Source organism: Pseudomonas sp. LS2P72 (genome assembly GCF_054897865.1).
The window spans coordinates 5,858,121-5,875,900 of the sequence record NZ_CM142708.1; the positions used below are offsets into that span (position 1 = coordinate 5,858,121).

17 protein-coding genes and 1 pseudogene are annotated in these 17,780 nt (G+C 60.0%); 7 read left to right on the forward strand and 11 right to left on the reverse strand.

Annotated elements, in window-relative coordinates; genetic code table 11:
- Positions 1 to 164 precede the first annotated feature (164 nt).
- Genes ACYZUA_RS26915 through ACYZUA_RS26935 form a run of 5 tightly spaced genes read right to left on the reverse strand, consistent with a single transcriptional unit; the run spans position 165 to position 3,928 of the window.
- Entirely contained in the window at positions 165 to 1,154 is a 990-nt protein-coding gene (locus ACYZUA_RS26915) for a FecR family protein (protein WP_461961292.1), read from the reverse strand.
- A complete protein-coding gene (locus tag ACYZUA_RS26920) occupies positions 1,151 to 1,714 on the reverse strand; it encodes an RNA polymerase sigma factor (RefSeq protein ID WP_461961293.1) in 564 nt (187 codons plus the stop codon). Before ACYZUA_RS26920 ends, ACYZUA_RS26915 begins: the two co-directional genes overlap by 4 nt.
- A 4-nt stretch (positions 1,715 to 1,718) precedes the next feature.
- Positions 1,719 to 2,045 (reverse strand): DUF3325 domain-containing protein, encoded by a 327-nt coding sequence (locus ACYZUA_RS26925; protein ID WP_461961294.1) that lies wholly within the window; start codon positions 2,043 to 2,045, stop codon positions 1,719 to 1,721.
- A complete protein-coding gene (locus ACYZUA_RS26930; protein WP_461961295.1) occupies positions 2,046 to 3,626 on the reverse strand; it encodes a PepSY-associated TM helix domain-containing protein in 1,581 nt (526 codons plus the stop codon).
- Complete coding sequence (locus ACYZUA_RS26935; protein ID WP_095129394.1) at positions 3,623 to 3,928, reverse strand: DUF3649 domain-containing protein; 306 nt, start codon at positions 3,926 to 3,928, stop codon at positions 3,623 to 3,625. The genes ACYZUA_RS26930 and ACYZUA_RS26935 overlap by 4 nt, the downstream gene beginning before the upstream one ends.
- Before the next feature lie 198 nt (positions 3,929 to 4,126).
- On the opposite strand from ACYZUA_RS26935, the gene ACYZUA_RS26940 reads away from it, so the two are divergent.
- The 3 genes from ACYZUA_RS26940 to fecA all read left to right on the forward strand — a co-directional run bounded on the left by ACYZUA_RS26940 (position 4,127) and on the right by fecA (position 7,985).
- On the forward strand, positions 4,127 to 4,615 hold the full coding sequence (locus ACYZUA_RS26940; RefSeq protein WP_461961296.1) for a sigma-70 family RNA polymerase sigma factor: 489 nt from the start codon (positions 4,127 to 4,129) through the stop codon (positions 4,613 to 4,615).
- An 8-nt stretch (positions 4,616 to 4,623) separates the two neighbouring features.
- A complete protein-coding gene (locus ACYZUA_RS26945) occupies positions 4,624 to 5,562 on the forward strand; it encodes a FecR domain-containing protein (RefSeq protein WP_461964132.1) in 939 nt (312 codons plus the stop codon).
- A gap of 89 nt (positions 5,563 to 5,651) precedes the next feature.
- Positions 5,652 to 7,985: a TonB-dependent Fe(3+) dicitrate receptor FecA gene (fecA, locus tag ACYZUA_RS26950; protein ID WP_461961297.1), complete on the forward strand. Its 2,334-nt coding sequence runs from the start codon at positions 5,652 to 5,654 to the stop codon at positions 7,983 to 7,985.
- A 251-nt stretch (positions 7,986 to 8,236) separates the two neighbouring features.
- Here the strand turns inward: fecA and ACYZUA_RS26955 are convergent, their stop codons facing one another.
- Complete coding sequence (locus tag ACYZUA_RS26955) at positions 8,237 to 8,644, reverse strand: HPF/RaiA family ribosome-associated protein (RefSeq protein WP_008150614.1); 408 nt, start codon at positions 8,642 to 8,644, stop codon at positions 8,237 to 8,239.
- Between the two features lie 213 nt (positions 8,645 to 8,857).
- Positions 8,858 to 9,805 (reverse strand): LysR substrate-binding domain-containing protein, encoded by a 948-nt coding sequence (locus tag ACYZUA_RS26960; protein WP_461961298.1) that lies wholly within the window; start codon positions 9,803 to 9,805, stop codon positions 8,858 to 8,860.
- Positions 9,806 to 9,940: 135 nt separating this feature from the next.
- Between ACYZUA_RS26960 and ACYZUA_RS26965 the strand changes: the two genes are divergently transcribed.
- From ACYZUA_RS26965 to ACYZUA_RS26975, 3 genes are all read left to right on the forward strand, one after another.
- Positions 9,941 to 11,317, forward strand: a complete 1,377-nt coding sequence (locus ACYZUA_RS26965; protein WP_461961299.1) for an L-serine ammonia-lyase — start codon at positions 9,941 to 9,943, stop codon at positions 11,315 to 11,317.
- 62 nt (positions 11,318 to 11,379) lie between these two features.
- Positions 11,380 to 12,681 (forward strand): serine/threonine transporter, encoded by a 1,302-nt coding sequence (locus tag ACYZUA_RS26970; protein ID WP_461961300.1) that lies wholly within the window; start codon positions 11,380 to 11,382, stop codon positions 12,679 to 12,681.
- A gap of 356 nt (positions 12,682 to 13,037) precedes the next feature.
- Entirely contained in the window at positions 13,038 to 13,355 is a 318-nt protein-coding gene (locus tag ACYZUA_RS26975) for a DUF3509 domain-containing protein (protein WP_008150633.1), read from the forward strand.
- Here ACYZUA_RS26975 and ACYZUA_RS26980 read toward each other — a convergent pair.
- The gene (locus tag ACYZUA_RS26980) at positions 13,352 to 13,852 is read right to left on the reverse strand and encodes a phosphate-starvation-inducible protein PsiE (protein WP_149418212.1); all 501 of its coding nucleotides are present in this window, start codon (positions 13,850 to 13,852) and stop codon (positions 13,352 to 13,354) included. The two genes, ACYZUA_RS26975 and ACYZUA_RS26980, sit on opposite strands and share 4 nt — an antisense overlap.
- Before the next feature lie 290 nt (positions 13,853 to 14,142).
- Here ACYZUA_RS26980 and ACYZUA_RS26985 point away from each other — a divergent pair.
- Positions 14,143 to 14,397, forward strand: a pseudogene (locus ACYZUA_RS26985) (YebG family protein); the annotation flags it as partial.
- 168 nt (positions 14,398 to 14,565) lie between these two features.
- Here the strand turns inward: ACYZUA_RS26985 and ACYZUA_RS26990 are convergent.
- The 3 genes from ACYZUA_RS26990 to pdhA are packed head-to-tail and all read right to left on the reverse strand — an operon-like array spanning position 14,566 to position 17,765.
- Positions 14,566 to 15,675 carry a dihydrolipoamide acetyltransferase family protein gene (locus ACYZUA_RS26990; RefSeq protein WP_461961301.1) on the reverse strand — a complete coding sequence of 370 codons (1,110 nt, stop codon included), beginning with the start codon at positions 15,673 to 15,675 and terminating at the stop codon, positions 14,566 to 14,568.
- Positions 15,676 to 15,691: 16 nt separating this feature from the next.
- On the reverse strand, positions 15,692 to 16,678 hold the full coding sequence (locus ACYZUA_RS26995; protein WP_461961302.1) for an alpha-ketoacid dehydrogenase subunit beta: 987 nt from the start codon (positions 16,676 to 16,678) through the stop codon (positions 15,692 to 15,694).
- Complete coding sequence (pdhA, locus tag ACYZUA_RS27000; RefSeq protein WP_461961303.1) at positions 16,671 to 17,765, reverse strand: pyruvate dehydrogenase (acetyl-transferring) E1 component subunit alpha; 1,095 nt, start codon at positions 17,763 to 17,765, stop codon at positions 16,671 to 16,673. Before pdhA ends, ACYZUA_RS26995 begins: the two co-directional genes overlap by 8 nt.
- Between the last annotated feature and the right edge of the window lie 15 nt (positions 17,766 to 17,780).

Sequence of the window (17,780 nt, forward strand, 5' to 3'; positions counted from 1 at the left end):
ACCAGAAAGTTGAAAATATTTTTTATCTAAGTGATGTGGCGTTTGATCTGACACCATCGCGAGCAGGCTCGCTCCCACAGTAGATCTCCAGTGATCACAGAATTTATGTACGACGGAGATCCAATAATGTGGGAGCGAGCCTGCTCGCGAAGAGGCAATCCGCCTCAACGCAAAATAATCAGATGCCCCAGAACTTTGTGCTGCTCAAACCCCAACACCCCTTGCAACGAACTCAACACCGCTTGCGGATCCTTGCTCGCAAAGCTGCCACTGACTCGCCACGCCGCGAGTTCATCGTTGAGCAGCACAATCCGTCCCGGGTAATAACGCCCAAGGTCTTGCACCACGTCGGCGAGTGTCGCCTTGTAGTAATTGAGCCAGCCCTGACGCCATGCCAACTGCGCTTCGCTGTCGACCGCACGGAGTTTTTCCGCAGAACCCTCGCCATACGCCACTTGCTGGCCAGCCGTCAGGATTTGTTGTGGGGCGTGCTTGTCCGCCGTCACACCAACCCGCCCGGACAACACCGTAACCTGCGCGCCGTGCGGTTGCAGACGCACTTCGAACTGAGTCCCCAGCACCCGCGCCTGACCTTTTTCAGCGTCCACCACAAACGGCTCGCCATTGTGCGTCACGTTGAAAAATCCGGCACCGCGCCGCAGCTGAACGTGCCGCTCACCACGACTGAAATCCACCGCAATCGCGCTGTCAGCATCCAGCGTAACTTGCGACTGATCCGCCAACGTGACGGTGCGAATTTCCCCCGGCGCCGACACATAGTCCGCGCCCAGATCATCGACCCAGCGCGACGGTTGCCAGCCAGCACCGAAGCCAATCATCAGCACCAGACACGCGGCCATCGCCAACGCCCCGGACCAACGCCGAACGCTGGTACGGCGCGAGCGATTCATCGCGTTGAGGTAACCCTGCAAGGCAAACGCGTCTTCATCGGCCAGTGTTCGGGCCGGTGTTTCGGTCAACTCCCACACCACCTGCGCCTGTGCGTAAGCCTCGGCATGGGCGGGATCGGCCTGTAACCAATGACTGAAGGTGGCCTGATCGCCGCTGCTGGGCTGGTCATGCAACAGACTCAGCCAGGCGAAGGCCGCCTGCTCCTGAGCGGGCGTCGGGGTGACGCGTTCGGTGTTGTTCACGGTGCTTTCCCTGGCGTGCGCGGTTCGGGTTCCCGCAGGCTGGCCTTGCAAGCCTCGAGGGCGCGCATCATATGTTTTTCCACGGCGCTTTGGGACAAACCCATGGCCTTGGCGATTTCGGCGTATTTACGCCCGTGAATACGGTTGAGCAAAAAAATCTGCCGCGTGCGCTCAGGCAGCGCACGCAACGCCGCTTCGACGTGACGCAAGTCGTTGCCCGCCTCCAACGCCGCTTGCGGTTCGCTGCCGTGGCTGTCCGGTTGATCCGGCATCCAGCCCTCGTTGACCCGCACCCGCGTGCCTTCGCTGCGCAAATGGTCGATGGCGATGTTGCCGGCGCAGCGCAACAGGTAAGTGCTGAGTTCTTCGACCTGCACCAGCGGCCGACGCCAGAAACGCAGGAACAAGTCCTGCACCAGGTCCGCGGCCGTCGCCCGACAACCGACACGACGGCTCACCAGCGCTTCCATTTGCGAACGCTGGGAAAGGAACACCTGCAGGAAATGCGCACGCGCACCACGATGTTCCTCGTCATGGGATTCCGGGGGGCTGGTGATCATCAGGTCAGCCCTGCGCAAACACGGCGACGGGGCTGGCGAGTACGCTCAACCCGGCCAACGCCAAGGCCAGGCGCGGACGATATGGCATCAACAACACCAGCACCAGAGCGCTTAGCATCAACACTGCAAACCACTCCACCAATCCAAGCCCCCACCCCGTCGACGACACCGCAGCCCACAGCGATAACGCCAGCAACAGCCAGCCACCAAGTTTCATCCCCTGGCGGCGACGGGCCGAGGGCTTGCGCCCCAACAGTTCGACGTGATGCCGATCCATCGATAAACAGAGCGCGGTGAAACCGCCGTAGCACAGCAACAAGGCCAGGAACATTCAGTGCGCCTCTTGCGCAAGCGCTATCGATTTCGCCCGCGGTCGGGTGACGATTCCAGCCTGCCCCGCGCGCTGCATTTTCCACGCAGCCCACGCGAAAAACAGACCACTGCCCAGGCACGTCAAATCGAAACCGGCCATGGCCCAATCGCCCTGCATCAGGGTGACGCCCAAGTGATAAGGCGTGGTCAGCGCGTTCAGCAGCGGCACCGCACAGAACAGCAACGCCGCCAGCGCCAACTGTTCGACCCACGCGGCGCGACCACGGCGGACCATGGCGTGCAACACACTCAAGCCCCAGACAATGAAGAAGCTGGTCACTTCCCAATCCGCCCGCCCGGCCATTCCGACCGGCAACAATCGATTGGCCCAGAAGAACGCCGCCACTGCGACCATCAACCCCGACATGCTGGCGATGTTCAGGACTTCCACCAGTCGCAACTCAAACGGCATCACACCGCTCTTCGCATGTTTGAGCTGACGCTTGCCAAGCCAGATCACCAGCCCGGTACCGATCATCGCAGTGCCCGCCAAACCACAAATGAAGTACAGCCAGCGCAACACCGGGCCGGCGAAATGGCCCATGTGCAAGCCGTAGAAACTGCCGGCAATCGCCATCGGCAGTGCTTGCTTCGGCGTCATGCTGAGTAGCTGCCCGGTCACGCCGTTGAATGTCAACGCGCTGCCAAAGTCGTGGACCACTTGGTCGGCGCCGTCACGCACAAGAATGACCGAGGCATTCGCATCGCCTGGATTGTTCACCGTCAGCCGCCCGGCCCGCCCGCCCGACCATTGCTCGCTGGCCCGTTCCAGCAGCGGTGCCATCGGTACCAACTGGCCCGGTTTGCCTGCGATGTCGGGCGTATTGGATGCCGGAAACACCTCATCGTAAAACGCCTCGACATCACCTTTGTACGAGGCAAGGATGCTCGCTGGCATCACCATCGACATGAAAATCACCAGGCTGCTGTAAGTGATCATCAGATGAAACGGCAACACCAGAACGCCCACTGCGTTGTGCCCGTCGAGCCAGGAGCGCTGGCCCTTGCGCGGGCGGAAGGTGAAGAAGTCCTTGAAGATTTTCTTGTGGGTGATGATCCCGCTGATCAGCGCGACGAACATCACCATCGCTGCGATGGTCGACAGCCAGCGCCCCCACGGATAGGGCATCTGCAGCTGAAAGTGGAAGCGGTAAAAGAACTCGCCACCGCGGGTGTCCCGGCCCTGAACTTCTGCGCCGGTTTGCGGATCGAGGAGTTTTTCGGTGAATTGACCGCGCGTGCCGGGCTTGGCCGGTGCTTGCTGCCACCTCACCGACAGCCCGGGTTCGCGAGCATCCGGCAAATCGATGAGCCATCGCGAGGCACCGGCGGCGTGCTGCTCAAGGTAGTGCTGAGCCAAGGTCAGACTGGCTTCGGAGGACACTGCACGGGCGGGAATTTCCGGCTGCATCCAGTGGCTGATCTCATCCTTGAAATAGGCGAGCGTGCCGGTCAGGAAAATCGCGAACAGCAGCCAGCCGAAGATCAACCCGGCCCAGGTGTGCAGCCAGGCCATGGCCTGTCGAAAGCCCTCTTTCATGAGTGGCCCATCCAGTACGCCAGCCCCGACACGGCCGCCAAAACCACGCTTGGCACGATCAATCCGAACCAGGCTTGCCACGCACTGCGACAGGCAAAGCACCAGAGTACGGCGACCAGATACACCAGAAACGAGGTCATCATCCCGGTGACCACCGCTTCGCCGCGAGCCATGGGCAGCCACATCGTCAGGCTGACACTGGCCAATGCCGCGACGAGGTAACCCCCCAGCACAGCGGCCAGCACTCGGGAAGTGACGGCCAGTCGGTAGGAAACGGGGAGCGCGGTGATTTTGCCTTTCATGTTTCGACCTTGAAACGGGTGAGGCCCCGTGAACGTCACGGGACCAACAAGGCCGCAATATTAATGATAAATATTCTCATACGCAAAAGAGTCCGATGAGATCGTCGATACCGTCGATTGCCGGATATGGGTACCCACCACTACAATGCGAACAATTCTTGTTCTCTAAAGCATCCGAATACGCTCGGAGTGGTCCCGTTGCAGCCAGCCAATACCGTCGAAGTCCTCTATCACGCCCATCACAACTGGCTCACCGGTTGGTTGCGGCGCAAGCTCGGCTGCCCGGACAACGCCGCGGATTTGGCCCAGGACACCTTCATGCGGGTGCTGACCGCACGGGAAACACCGCAGATCATCGAACCGCGAGCGTTCCTCACCACCATCGCCAAGCGCGTGCTGTGCAATCATTACCGCCGTCAGGATCTGGAGCGGGCCTACCTCGATGCGCTGGCGCTGATGCCGGAAGTCGTGGCGCCGTCAGAGGAAGAGCGGGCAATCATCCTGCAAACCCTGATGGAACTTGATCAGTTGCTCGATGGCCTGCCGCGCCTGGTCAAGCGCGCGTTTCTGCTGGCGCAGGTCGATGGCCTGACTTATCCACAGATCGCCGCCGAGTTGCGGATTTCCATCGCCACGGTCAAACGTCATCTGAACAAAGCGGCCATGCGCTGCTATTTCGCCCTATGAACAACTCAATAAACTCCCCACCGGACTTTTCATCCCAAGTCGCCGAACAGGCGGTGCATTGGTTGATGGAAATGCAGCAAGGGCCGTTAACCCCGCGCCAGCAAATTGCCTGGCAGCAATGGCTCGATGCTCACGGTGAACATCGACGGGCTTGGGAACATATCCAGCGGGTCAATCAGCGCTTGCGCGGTTTGTCTTCGCCATTGGCCCACGCCGCCCTCAACGCGCCGAAATCCGCCGGCCGTCGTCAGGCGTTGAAGCTGTTGCTGATTCTCGGCGCGGGTTCGGCGGTCACTTGGGGCATGCGCGAGCACATTCCGCTGATGCCGTTGCTGGCCGACTTCCGCAGCCCGGTCGGCCAGCGACGCAAGGTGCCGCTCTGTGATGGCAATCAGTTACAGCTCAATACCGCCAGCGCCGTGGATGTACGCGTTGAAGGTCAACAACGGCTGATCCGTTTGCTCGAAGGCGAGATGCTGCTCACTGCCGCCCAAGCGTTTGAAGTTCGTACCGCCCAAGGCCTGTTGAAGACTCAAGGCGCGCGTATGAACGTGAGGCAGTTTGCCGATCACACCCAGGTGGCGGTGTTCGAAGGCAGCGTTGAATTGACGCCCGACGGTGGTTCACCGCTGATACTGCAAAGCACCCGACAGTTGAGCTTTGGCGCAAAAGGCATCGCAAACGCTGTGCCACTGGACGCCAACAGCGGCGCCTGGGTCGACGGCATGCTGGTGGCCGCGCACATGCGCCTCGGCGATTTCCTCAACGAACTCGGTCGCTATCGCCGCGGGCAACTCAATTGCGATGCGAAGGTCGCGGATTTGCTGATCTCCGGGACATATCCAGTGGATGACAGCGAACGGATTCTTGATCTGCTGGAAATCAGCATGCCGGTGAAAGTGAAGCGGTTTACCCGGTATTGGGTGACGGTTGAGGCACGTGCGTAATGATCGTCTAAATAAATGAGCCGTTTTTCAGATCTGGCGTGACAGAGAAGGAAAGCCACCTTGATTCCACCTTCTCAGGATCGTCGTCCATGCAACCCAACCGCCTCACCCCGCTGGCCCGCACCTTACGCCAACTCTTGCTGGGCGCCAGCCTGAGTTTCGGCGCTGTAGCGCTGGCACACGCCGCTGACGCCAAGCCGTATCACATCGCCCCGTCCTCGCTGGAAAACGCCCTCAACCAGTTCGGCCGTGAAGCCGGCGTGCTGATTTCCTTTGGCTCGCAAGTTACCAGCGGCGTACAGAGTCGCGGTCTGGAAGGCAACTACACCCCTGAGCAAGGTTTGAACGCCTTGCTCGAAGGCACCGGCCTGCAAGCCCGCGCCGAAGGTGATAATGCCTTCAGCCTGCAACCGGTGGGCGATACCGCGCTGGAACTGGACACCTCCAAAGTCGTCGGCGACTGGCTCGGCGATGCGGCGCCAATCAACGTCTTCGAGCATCCCGGCGCGCGTGACGTGATCCGCCGCGAAGAGTTCGAACGCCAGGGCGCAACTCAGGCCAAGGACGTACTCAACCGCATCCCCGGCGTGAATGCGCCGGACAACAACGGCACCGGCAGCCATGACATGGCGCTGAACTTCGGCATACGCGGGCTCAATCCGCGACTGGCCTCGCGCTCGACGGTATTGATGGATGGCATTCCGGTGCCCTTCGCACCTTATGGTCAGCCGCAGTTGTCGTTTGCACCGATCAGCATGGGCAACATGGACGCGGTGGACGTGGTGCGTGGCGGCGGTGCCGTACGTTACGGGCCGCAGAACGTCGGCGGCGTGGTCAACTTCGTGACCCGGGCGATTCCCGATGAGCCAACGGTCAAGGGTGGTTTTCAGACCGAAACCAGTCCTTCCTCCAGCCACGACGGTTTCAAGACCACTGGTAACCTGCTGGCCGGCGGTACTGCCGACAACGGTCTGGGCGGTGCATTGTTGTATTCCGGTACGCGCGGTGGCGACTGGCGAGAACACAGCGATACCGAAATCGACGACCTGATCCTCAAGGGTAAATACCAGCTCGACGACGCCAACAGCTTCAATGCGATGGCCCAGTATTACGAAGGCAAGGCCGACATGCCCGGCGGCCTGAACGTCGCCGATTACGATGCGGATCCTTACCAGTCGACGCGTCCGAAAGACCAGTTCTGGGGCCGACGGACGATGTTCAACGTTGGCTATCGCTATCAGGAAGATCGCCGGGAATTCACCGCCAATACCTTCTTCACCAAGACGTTGCGCAGCGGCTATCTGGATCAGGGCACGTTCCTCTCACTGTCGCCTCGCGAGTATTGGGTGCGCGGCCTGGAAACCCGTTTTGCCCAGGGCTTCGATGTCGGCCCGACCAGCCATGAAGTCGGCGTCGGCTATCGCTACATCAACGAAGCCGGCCACGAGTTACGCTATCGCACGCCGATCGCCAGCAACGAATACCCGACCACCAACAGCCGCAACGACCGCGACACCCGAGGCGGCACCGAGGCCAATGCGTTCTTCGTCGACGACCGGATCGACATCGGCAAGTGGACCTTCACCCCGGGCATTCGCTACGAGATGATCGAATCGCAACAAACCAACAACCTGACGAACGTAAAGTACAAGGGCGACTACAACACGGCGCTGCCGGCGCTGAACGTGCTCTATCACGTGACCGACACCTGGAACCTCTACGCCAATACCGAAGGCTCGTTCGGCAGCGTGCAATACAGCCAGATGCCTAATCGGGTGACCAGTGGTGAAGTGAAACCGGAAAAGGCGCGTACCTGGGAACTGGGCACCCGTTATGACAACGGTGCGCTGCGGGCAGAGATCGGCGCGTTCCTGATCAACTTCGACAACCAGTACGAAAGCAACCAGACCAACGACTCGGTGATCGCCCGTGGCGAAACTCGCCATCAAGGTTTCGAAACCAGCGTCAACTATGCCCTCGATGACTTGAGCCCTTCGCTGGCTGGTTTCGATGTCTACGCCACTTACGCCTATGTGGACGCGAACATCCGCGAAGACGGGCCGAACAAGGGCAATCGTGTGCCGTTCTCCTCGAAACACAAAGGGACGATTGGCGTGGGTTACACCGAAGGCGCGTGGAAACTAAACCTGGACAGCAGCTATCAGAGCGATCAGTTTGCCGACAACGCCAACACCTCGGTTGAAAGTGCTGATGGCAGCACCGGCAAGATTCCTGGGTACATGCTGTTCAGCAGCCGCGCGGCGTATGACTTCGGGCCGAAGTTATCGGACTTGAATGTAGCGGTGGGGGTGAAGAACATCTTCAACCATCAGTACTTTACCCGCTCGTTTGATGACAACAACAAGGGCAAGTATGCGGGGGAGCCAAGGACAGTTTATGTGCAGACGTCTGTAGCGTTCTGATCCAATGACCTCTAAAGCCTGACACTCTTGTGGCGAGGGGATTTATCCCCGTTGGGCTGCGAAGCGGCCCCCTGCATTCTTCCCGACATACTACTAGGCAGGATTGGCGACTGCTTCGCAGCCGAACGGGGATAAATCCCCTCGCCACAGGTATTCATGAAGCTACAGAAATCACCATCCCCTGAAACCAAAACGGGCCTGCATAAGCAGACCCGTTTGTCAGTGGTGGAAGGTAAAAACCGAAACAAATATCAGCCGTTTTGCGCAGCCTGTTCGTTCTCGAGAAACTCGTCTTCCAGCAGCGCATCGGCTGCGACTCTCTCGAACGGCACCACAGCGGCACGTGGTTTGCCCCGCAGTTTGCCGAACAGGTGCTCAAGCGCATGTTCAAGTTTCTCGGCCGCACCGTCGATCGCCAGTTCCAGGTTTGCGGCTTTATGGGTGACAGAAATCGGTTGGTGGCCTTTTGGCCGCGCTTCCAGCTGACAGCGCATGTCATGGGGACCGGGCTTGTCGCCGTTCTCGTCCCGCAGATGAACCTCGACGCGTGTCAGGTCCTCTTCATAACGTTCGAGCGTGCTCTCAATGGTAGTACGTACCCACTCCTCCAGTCGGATGCTGCTTTGAATATGGTTATCGCTGTTGACTTGGATTTGCATAGTTCATCCCTTATTTCAGCTAGCTCGCGAGAGGCCCTTCGGCTGGCCCTTGGGCGTCATCACCGTGACCTCTTACTTACACAATCGGTCTGCTCGCAGAACAATTCAACCCCTAAAAAAAGATAAATTTTGATTCGCAAAAAAAGCCGGACAAGGAGCAAAAGCGCTGTTAAGGTCGGGAGTTGGGTCCCATCGCTCTTCAGTCACAATTACTCACATCTGCCGCTCCGCCAGCGGATGCAAACTACGAAATATCCCCGCCTCCTCCACCAGCCAGTCATGCACCGCGCGCACGCCCGGATGGCTCAGCGCCCCCGGCGCATAGAGCAGCACGTAACGCTTGTGATTGGGCACCGCCAAGCCAAACGGCACGATCAACGTTCCCCGCTCCAGCTCATCGTTAAGCAACGTTCGTCGCGCAATCGCCACGCCCATTCCGGCAATCGCCGCTTCGATGGTCAGATGATTGCGATTGAAGGTGTGCCCACGCCGCACGTCCGCGCCCTCGAAACCGATGGCGTTGAGGTAAAACTCCCATTCCGCGTACTCGTAGCTGCCGCGCCAGGCGGTGATGTCGTGCAGCAACGGAAAGTGCAGCAGATCCGCCGGACCATGTAGCGGCGGCCGGCCGCGCAGCAGGCTTGGGGAACAGACCGGGAATATCTGTTCGTCGAGCAAGGTTGTGGATAACAAACCGGGATAGCTGCCGTCATTCAGGTCGATGGCCAAATCGAAGTCGCCTTCGTGTAGTGGCACGCTGCTGTCTTCGGCCACCAGCCGTAATTGAATGTCCGGGAATCGCTGCTGCAAACGTGGCAGACGTGGTGTCAGCCATTTGCTCAGGAACGATGGAATCGAACGTACCCGCAGAATCCCGCTGATCATTCCGGCGTCCAGTCGTCGCAATTCCGCATCGATGCTGCCGTAAGCCTCGTTGACCGTGATGGCCAGTCGCTGGCCTTCAGCGCTCAATTCCACGCCGCGAGCACGACGGTGAAACAGGCGAAAGCCCAGTCGCTCTTCCAGCTGTCGGATTTGCTGACTGACCGCACCCGGCGTGATGTGCAACTCTTCGGCGCATCGGGTGAATGACAAGTGCCGCGCGGCACAGGAAAACACGTGCAGCCAGACATAAGTCTGGGCGTGCAATTGGCGACTCATTGTTTAGTCCTGCTAAAGGCTGTCTTAGGAAGTTTCGTTGGTCACGTAGGACCGAGGTAGGCAGTATCGCCGACATTGCGCTTGTCCTACAAAAATGGCAGCGATTCCTCTTCCATTGCTTGTATAGGCTTTAGCATGGCTATCAGTGTTTTCGATCTCTTTAAAGTCGGCATCGGTCCGTCCAGTTCCCATACCGTCGGCCCGATGCGCGCCGCTGCGACCTTCGCCCAAGCCCTGATTGACCAACAATTGCTGGCCGACGTACGGCGCGTAGAAATCCGACTTTATGGCTCGCTGTCGGCGACCGGCGTCGGTCACGCCACCGACCGCGCCTGTGTCATGGGCCTGATGGGCGAGTGGCCGGACAGCATTGATCCCACGTCCATCGACAGTCGAATCCAGACCCTTCGCGAAACCGGTGAACTGTCCCTTGCCGGCAAAAACACCATCGCCTTCAACTGGCAACGCGATCTCCTGCTGCTCGACGAGAGCCTGCCCTACCACCCCAACGCCATGTCCCTGACAGCCTTTGGCGAAACCGGCGAGTTGTCGGAGCAAACGTACTACTCGATCGGCGGCGGTTTCATCATCGAAGCGGCCGAAGCCGAGTCCGGTATCGCGCCCACCAGCGATGTAGTGCTGCCGTACGATTTCTCCAGCGCCGCCGAATTGCTCAAGCTTTGCAATCAGCACAGCCTGCGGGTTTCCGAGTTGATGATGGCCAACGAATTGGCGTGGCGCAGCGAAGCCGAAATCCGTCAGGGCTTGCTGCACATCTGGTCGGTGATGCGCGAATGCGTCGAGCAAGGCCTGCGTCACGAAGGCATCCTGCCCGGCGGTCTGAATGTTCCGCGTCGCGCGGCGAAATTGCACCGCAGCCTGTTGGAAATCGGCAAGCCGAATGTCATCACCTCCACGCTGTCGGCCATGGAATGGGTGAACCTGTTTGCCCTCGCCGTGAATGAAGAAAACGCAGCGGGCGGGCGCATGGTCACGGCGCCGACCAACGGCGCGGCGGGGATCATTCCGGCGGTGCTGCATTACTACATGAAATTCAATCCGGACGCGTCGGACGATGACGTGGTGGCGTTCTTTTTGGGCGCTGCCGCCGTAGGCATTCTCTGCAAGAAAAACGCCTCTATCTCCGGTGCCGAAGTCGGCTGCCAGGGCGAAGTCGGCTCCGCCTGCGCCATGGCCGCTGCCGGTCTGGCGGACATACTCGGCGCCACGCCCGAGCAACTGGAAAACGCCGCCGAAATCGGCCTGGAACACAACCTCGGCCTGACCTGCGACCCGGTTGGCGGCCTGGTGCAAGTGCCGTGCATTGAGCGCAACGCAATCGCTGCCGTGAAGGCGATCAACGCCACACAAATGGCCCTGCGCGGCGACGGTAAACACTTCATTTCCCTGGACCGGGTGATCCGCACCATGCGCGATACCGGCGCCGACATGCACGACAAATACAAAGAGACTTCACGGGGCGGCCTGGCGGTGAGCTGGGTGGAGTGCTGAGGAGCATTCCCTGACCGTCCGCAACACGTGAGCCCGAGCAAGAACAATAACGAGGCCAAACGATGACCGATGTACGTACACCTGCTGCCGATAATCCTGCTGTAGACCTGACACGCAATAGCGAAATAACCCACAAAGGCTGGAGTAAACACGACACCACCTGGATGCTCGGCCTCTATGGCACAGCCATCGGCGCCGGCACGCTTTTCCTGCCGATCAACGCTGGTGTAGGCGGTTTCTGGCCGCTGCTGATCCTGGCAGTGCTGGCGTTTCCGATGACTTACTTCGCCCACCGCGGCCTGACCCGCTTCGTGCTGTCCGGGCGCTCCGGGGACATCACCGAAGTGGTGGAAGAACACTTCGGCATCGGTGCCGGCAAGCTGATCACGCTGCTGTATTTCTTTGCGATCTTCCCGATTCTGCTGGTGTACAGCGTGGCGCTGACCAACACCTTGAGCAGCTTCATGGAACATCAGCTGCACATCGCCCCGCCACCGCGGGCGATTCTGTCGCTGATGCTGATCCTCGGTCTGATGGCCATCGTCCGTTGCGGCCAGGGCGTCATCGTCAAATGCATGAGCGTGCTGGTTTACCCGTTTGTGGCAGCCTTGCTGCTGCTCGGTTTGAGCCTGATCCCGAACTGGAACGGCGCGTTCTTCGCCACCGCCAGTGAAGGCATGCCGATGCCCCTGTTCTTCAAGACGTTGTGGTTGGCGATCCCGGTGATGGTGTTTTCGTTCAACCATTCGCCGATCATTTCCGCTTTCGCCGTCGACCAGAAACAGCGTTACGGCGAGCAAGCCGAACGCAAAAGCAGCGGCATCCTCGCCATCGCCCACGCGATGATGGTGGTGACGGTGATGTTCTTCTGCTTCAGCTGCGTACTGGCCCTGTCCCCGGCTGATTTGGCGGCGGCAAAGGCGCAGAACATCTCGATCCTGTCGTACCTGGCCAACCACTTCCAGACCCCGGTCATCGCTTACGCCGCACCGCTGATTGCGCTGGTGGCGATCACCAAGTCCTTCCTCGGCCATTACATCGGCGCCAGCGAAGGCTTTCAGGGCCTGATCGTGAAAAGCCTGCGCGGCCGTGGCCGGGTGATGTCTGCCATTTGGCTGAACCGCGTCACCGCGCTGTTCATGATCCTCAGCTGCTGGGCCGTGGCGACGTTCAACCCGAGCATCCTCGGCATGATCGAAACCCTCGGCGGGCCGATCATCGCGTGCCTGTTGTTCCTGATGCCGATGTACGCCATCCGCCGCGTGCCAGCCTTGCGCCAGTACTCGGGTCAGGCCTCGAACGTGTTCGTGGTGTTGATCGGTTTGATTGCACTGTCTGCGATCATCTACTCATTCATGCCCTGAAACGGGCAGGCAAAAAGAAGGCGGGCTGTAGCAGCTGGCGAAGCCTGCGTTCGGCTGCGCAGCAGTCGTGAAATCAGGCGATGCGGTGTTTCAGGAAGACCGCAAACTCAGGTTCTACGACTGCTTCGCAGCCGAACGCAGGCTTCGCCAGCTGCTACACGGATCGCGGCGCCCGCCTTGTTTTTTGCCGTATTCATTGTTCGACACTTTTCCCGGCATGGCCCTTGCTAAGTCCTATCTGAGACAAAAGGACTTTTGAAAACCTCAGCGAGCGACGTGCCGGTGGTCTGGTGTTGCGAACTAATCCCGATCACGGCGGGTCAACAACTGCACGTTCAATCAGGCGGTGACGCATCATGGACAACCCCTTTCAGCTCATTACCGATGCTTTTGCAGCGGATTATCAGATCAACCTGAGCATTCAGGGTCTGGACGGCAGCATCATGCTGACCCTGTCCAACAGCGGCCACGTGGTCGCCAAACGGATGATCAGCGCCGAACAACGCAATGACCCCCAGCGCCTCAAACGCCTGGTGCAAAGCATTCAATTCGGCATTGCTATCGAACAGGGCCACAGCGCCGTGGCTATCCTCGAAGCCATGACCGACGGCGACAATCACAACCTGCCGCCGCCACGCGTCAAGGGCCACAGCCGGCCAGCCATGCGGCTTTAAATCTCTCCCTTCTCCACTTCGGGATGCTCACCGGAACCCGTACCGATCTTGCGTTGCGGGTGTTCGATCTTCACCGAAGGGAATTGCGACGAGGCGTAACGCACCACCAGAATCGCAAACGCCAGCAGCAGAATCCCGCCGCACAGGTAGATGATGCCGATATCCGGCGGGTTGTGGTGCGAAACGTTGGAGATCAACAGTCGCGTCAGCGCAGTGATCGCCACGTAGATCAGGAAGCGCACCGGCATGTGGTTGGTCTTGAAGTAAATCCCGACCATCGCCCCCAGTTCCAGGTAGATGAACAGCAGCAAGATGTCATCGATCTTGATGTGCCCTTCTTCGATCATCCCCAGAAATTCCATCACCGCCGCCCACGCGGTGACTGCACCGATGGCGAACAGCGCCAGGTAGTGGAAGGTCTCGACGAACAGGTTGCCCAGAGACTCGGCCAGTTGATGCACGTTCTGCCGCAGATTCTCGGCCCAGTTGATTTTCACGATGATTCTTCCTTAGCTCGATTCGAGCGGATGATGCGGGTTTGACGTGACGGTTGTTCTGCATGCAGAAAAAAGGCCAGAGGCGCCTGCCACATGATGGCGAGGTGCTCTAAAACACGCTCCGTGGCGTTTGGTCGCACCCGGTTTGGCTGATCGGGCTGACAAACCCTGATTTCGGTCTACATTAAAAAGCCACTACCCAAAGCGCAGGGATTCGCTTATCCTTTTCGCTGTATATAAATACAGTGGTCGAATAAGACAACTTAATGTGAAGGCATGTGAGGTGGTGAATGGCCGTCGAAGTGGTATACCGCAGCAGCCGAGATCTGGAGCGCTTGTTCATGGATAAAGCCGAAGCTGACCGTCATGACAAAATGCTCGAACTGGCCGAGTTGCTGGCTGAAGTGTTGCAAAAAGCCGTTCCGTCCCTGACCGAGCAGCAAGTGGAAGAAGCCGGGATCTACATGGCGAAGAACCGCGATGTGTTTGCCAAAGCGTTCAAGAGCCAGCCGGACGCGTTGTCCGAATTGCTCAATGCGCCGGCTGAAGTCGTTGAAAAGGCTGCACCCGTTGAGGCACCTGCACCTGTTGAAGTCGCGAGCGCTGAGCCGACCAAGCCAGCTAAAGCGCTCAAGGCTGCCAAGTAAGCAACGCCCGAATTGAATAGGCCCTGAGTCAAATGACTCAGGGCCTTTTTCATGCCCGCGAAAAACCTAAGCTTCGGGTTGTTCCAGCGCCTCGACCAGCGCCCTGAAGAAACGCGCCGCCTCGCCGCCCGTCACCACGCGGTGGTCGAAGGTCAGGGACAGCGGCAGGACCGGATGCACCACCACCGCGCCATCGACCGCCACCGGTTCGTCGCGGATCGCGCCAGCGGCGAGGATTGCCACTTGCGGCGGCACCACCACCGGGTTGGCGTAGCGACCGAACAAGGTGCCGAAATTCGACAACGTCAGGGTTGCGCCCATCATTTCCTTGGGCGGAATCGATCGCGCCTGCACGTCGGCCCTCAATCGCATGACGCCTTCCTTCAAGTCAGCCGGGGTGCGATGACCGACATCGCGCAACACTGGCACAAACAAGCCGTCCGGGGTGTCCACGGCGATGCCCAGATCGAGCCGTTCGTGTTGTTTGAGCGACAGGCTTTTGCCGTCGAAGGCGCTGTTGAGCACCGGTTCCACGGCGCACGCGGCCGCCATCGCTTTGGCGAGACGAATCAGCGGTTCGCGCGCCTGCCCCCAGCGATGCAGGTCGGCGTCACCGAAAATCGTCACGGGCACGACTTCGGCGTGGGACCGGGCCATGTTCAGCGCCATGCTGCGCCGCACACCGCGCAACCGTTCGCCGCCGAAGCGATACAGTTCAGTGTGAGCCGCGTTTTCCACATCCGTGCGGGTGATCAGCCCCTCGTGGCCAGAGCCCGTCAACCCGCTCAACTCCACGCCGAGTTGCCGGGCCAGTTGCCGCACGGCCGGCGTGGCGCGAGTTGCCAGGTGTTCTCGGGTCGAGGGGGCAGCGCCGATGAAAAACGAGTCTTCCTGACTGCTGCCGCCACCTTCGAGTCGCCCCACTACGGTGCCCGCATCGGCTTCGCCTTCGTAACCGAGCAAGGGTTCACCGACGTGAATGATGTCGCCCTCACCGCCAAAGAGTTTTGCGACCACGCCGTCGTAGGGGGCGGGGATATCCACCAGCGCCTTGGCGGTTTCCACCGACACCAGCAGTTGATCGGCCTTGACGGTATCGCCGACCGCGACGTGCCAGCGCACGATTTCCGCCTCCTGCAAACCTTCGCCCAGATCCGGCAGTTTGAAATATTTCATCGCAGCCTCCTTGGGTTCAGGCAAAGTGAAGAACGTTGTCGCAGGCCTGAAGAATGTCCTCGACGTTGGGCATGTACAGCGATTCCAGTCGATACAGCGGCGGTGGAATGTCCGGCGCAGTGACTCGCTGGATCGGTGCCTGCAATTCCAGCAACACCCGCTCATAGAGAGTCGCGGCGATTTCCGCCCCGACACCGCAGGAGCGCGGCGCTTCATGAACGATCACGCAACGACCCGTCTTGCGCACCGAGGCTTCCATCGTGTCTAGGTCCAGCGGCTTGATACTCGCGACATCGATCACTTCCGCCGAGACGCCCCGCTCGGCCAGTGCGGTGGCGGCTTGCAGGGTTTCCATCACACTGGCGCCCCAGCTGATCAGCGTGATGTCACTGCCTTCGCGCAGGGTGAAACAGCTGTCCAGCGGCAGGCGTTTACCGTCATCCACCAGCCTTTGCGGATTCATGCGATAGAGCCGGGTCGGTTCGAGAAACACTACCGGGTCCGGGTCATCGATGGCCGCCAGCAACAAGCCATAGGCCCGTGCCGGCGATGACGGAATCACCACCCGCAGACCTGGAATGTGCGCGAACAAGGCTTCAGTGCTTTCGCTGTGATGTTCCGGCGCGCGAATCCCCGCGCCCATCGGCGTGCGCATCACCATCGGGCATGTGATCCGCCCACGTGTGCGATTGCGCATGCGGCTGGCGTGGGACACCAGGTGTTCCATGGCGGCGTAGATGAAACCCATGAATTGAATTTCCACCACCGGTTTCAGGCCCTGAGCAGCCATGCCGACCACCAGTCCGCCGAGCATGGTTTCGGCCAGCGGCGAGTCGATGACTCGCTTGAAGCCGAAGCTGTCGCGCAACCCTTGAGTCGCGCGAAATACGCCGCCATTCACCCCGACGTCTTCACCGAGAACGATGACGTTCTCGTCTTCGCTCATCGCCCGATGCAGCGCGAGATTCACTGCTTCCAGCAGCGTGACTTTGCCATTACTCATGGCTCGAATCTCCCGCGCGGCGCGCCGCCCGTTCGAGCAACTCTTCACGCTGCCCGGCGAGGGACGCCGGCCATTGGGCGTAAACGTGATCCATGATCGATTCGGGCGCCTGAATACCCGCCGCTTCGAAGTTATCCACAGCGCGCTGCACCAGGCCCTGGCATTCGCTGATCAGCGTCTGTTCGCGGCCTTCGTCCCACACGCCTTGGCCGACCATGAAACGTTGCAGGCGTTTGACCGGTTCTTCGAGCCAGGCTTGCTTGACCTCGTCCGCCGGCCGGTAGCGTGTGGCATCGTCGGCGGTGGTGTGGTCGCCGAGGCGGTAGCTCAGGCATTCCAGCAACACCGGACCTTTACCGTGACGCGCCCGTTCGAGGGCCACTTGTACTCGGTCGTAAACCGCGAGCATGTCATTGCCATCGACCTGCTCACCGTGGAACCCGGCACCGATCGCTTTCTGTGCCAGCGTCGGGGCGCCGCACTGAATCCGTCGTGGCACCGAGATCGCCCATTGGTTGTTGTTGACCACGAACACCACCGGTAACTGCCAGGCACCGGCGACGTTGAGAGCTTCGAGGAAATCACCTTTGCTGGTGGCCCCATCACCGCAGGTGGTGACGGCGACCCGATGCTCGCCGCGGATTTTGAATGCACTGGCAACGCCACAGGCATGCAGGGCCTGGGTGGCAATCGGCACACAGATCGGAAAGTCCTGGGCCGCCGCCGGTTCGGCAAAGTCGCTACCGCGTTCGTCGCCGCCCCAGTACAGGAGGATTTCTTCCATGCGCACTCCACGCATCAACTGCACGGCGGTGTCACGGTAATACGGAATCAGCACGTCTTCGGCGTGCATCACGCTGCCGACGGCGACGCCAATGGCTTCCTGGCCCAACGTCGGCGCATAAGTGCCGATGCGCCCGGTGCGTTGCAGGGCGACAGCTTTCTGATCAAAAAGGCGGGTCAGGACCATCTGCCGATAAAGGCGCGTCAACAGATTGAAATCGTCGGCCCAAGAGGGAAGTTCGCCGAGCAATTGACCTTCGGGGGATAAAAAACGGGTGTAAGGCAGCTCAACCTTGTGAGGCATTACAGGAGCTCCTGG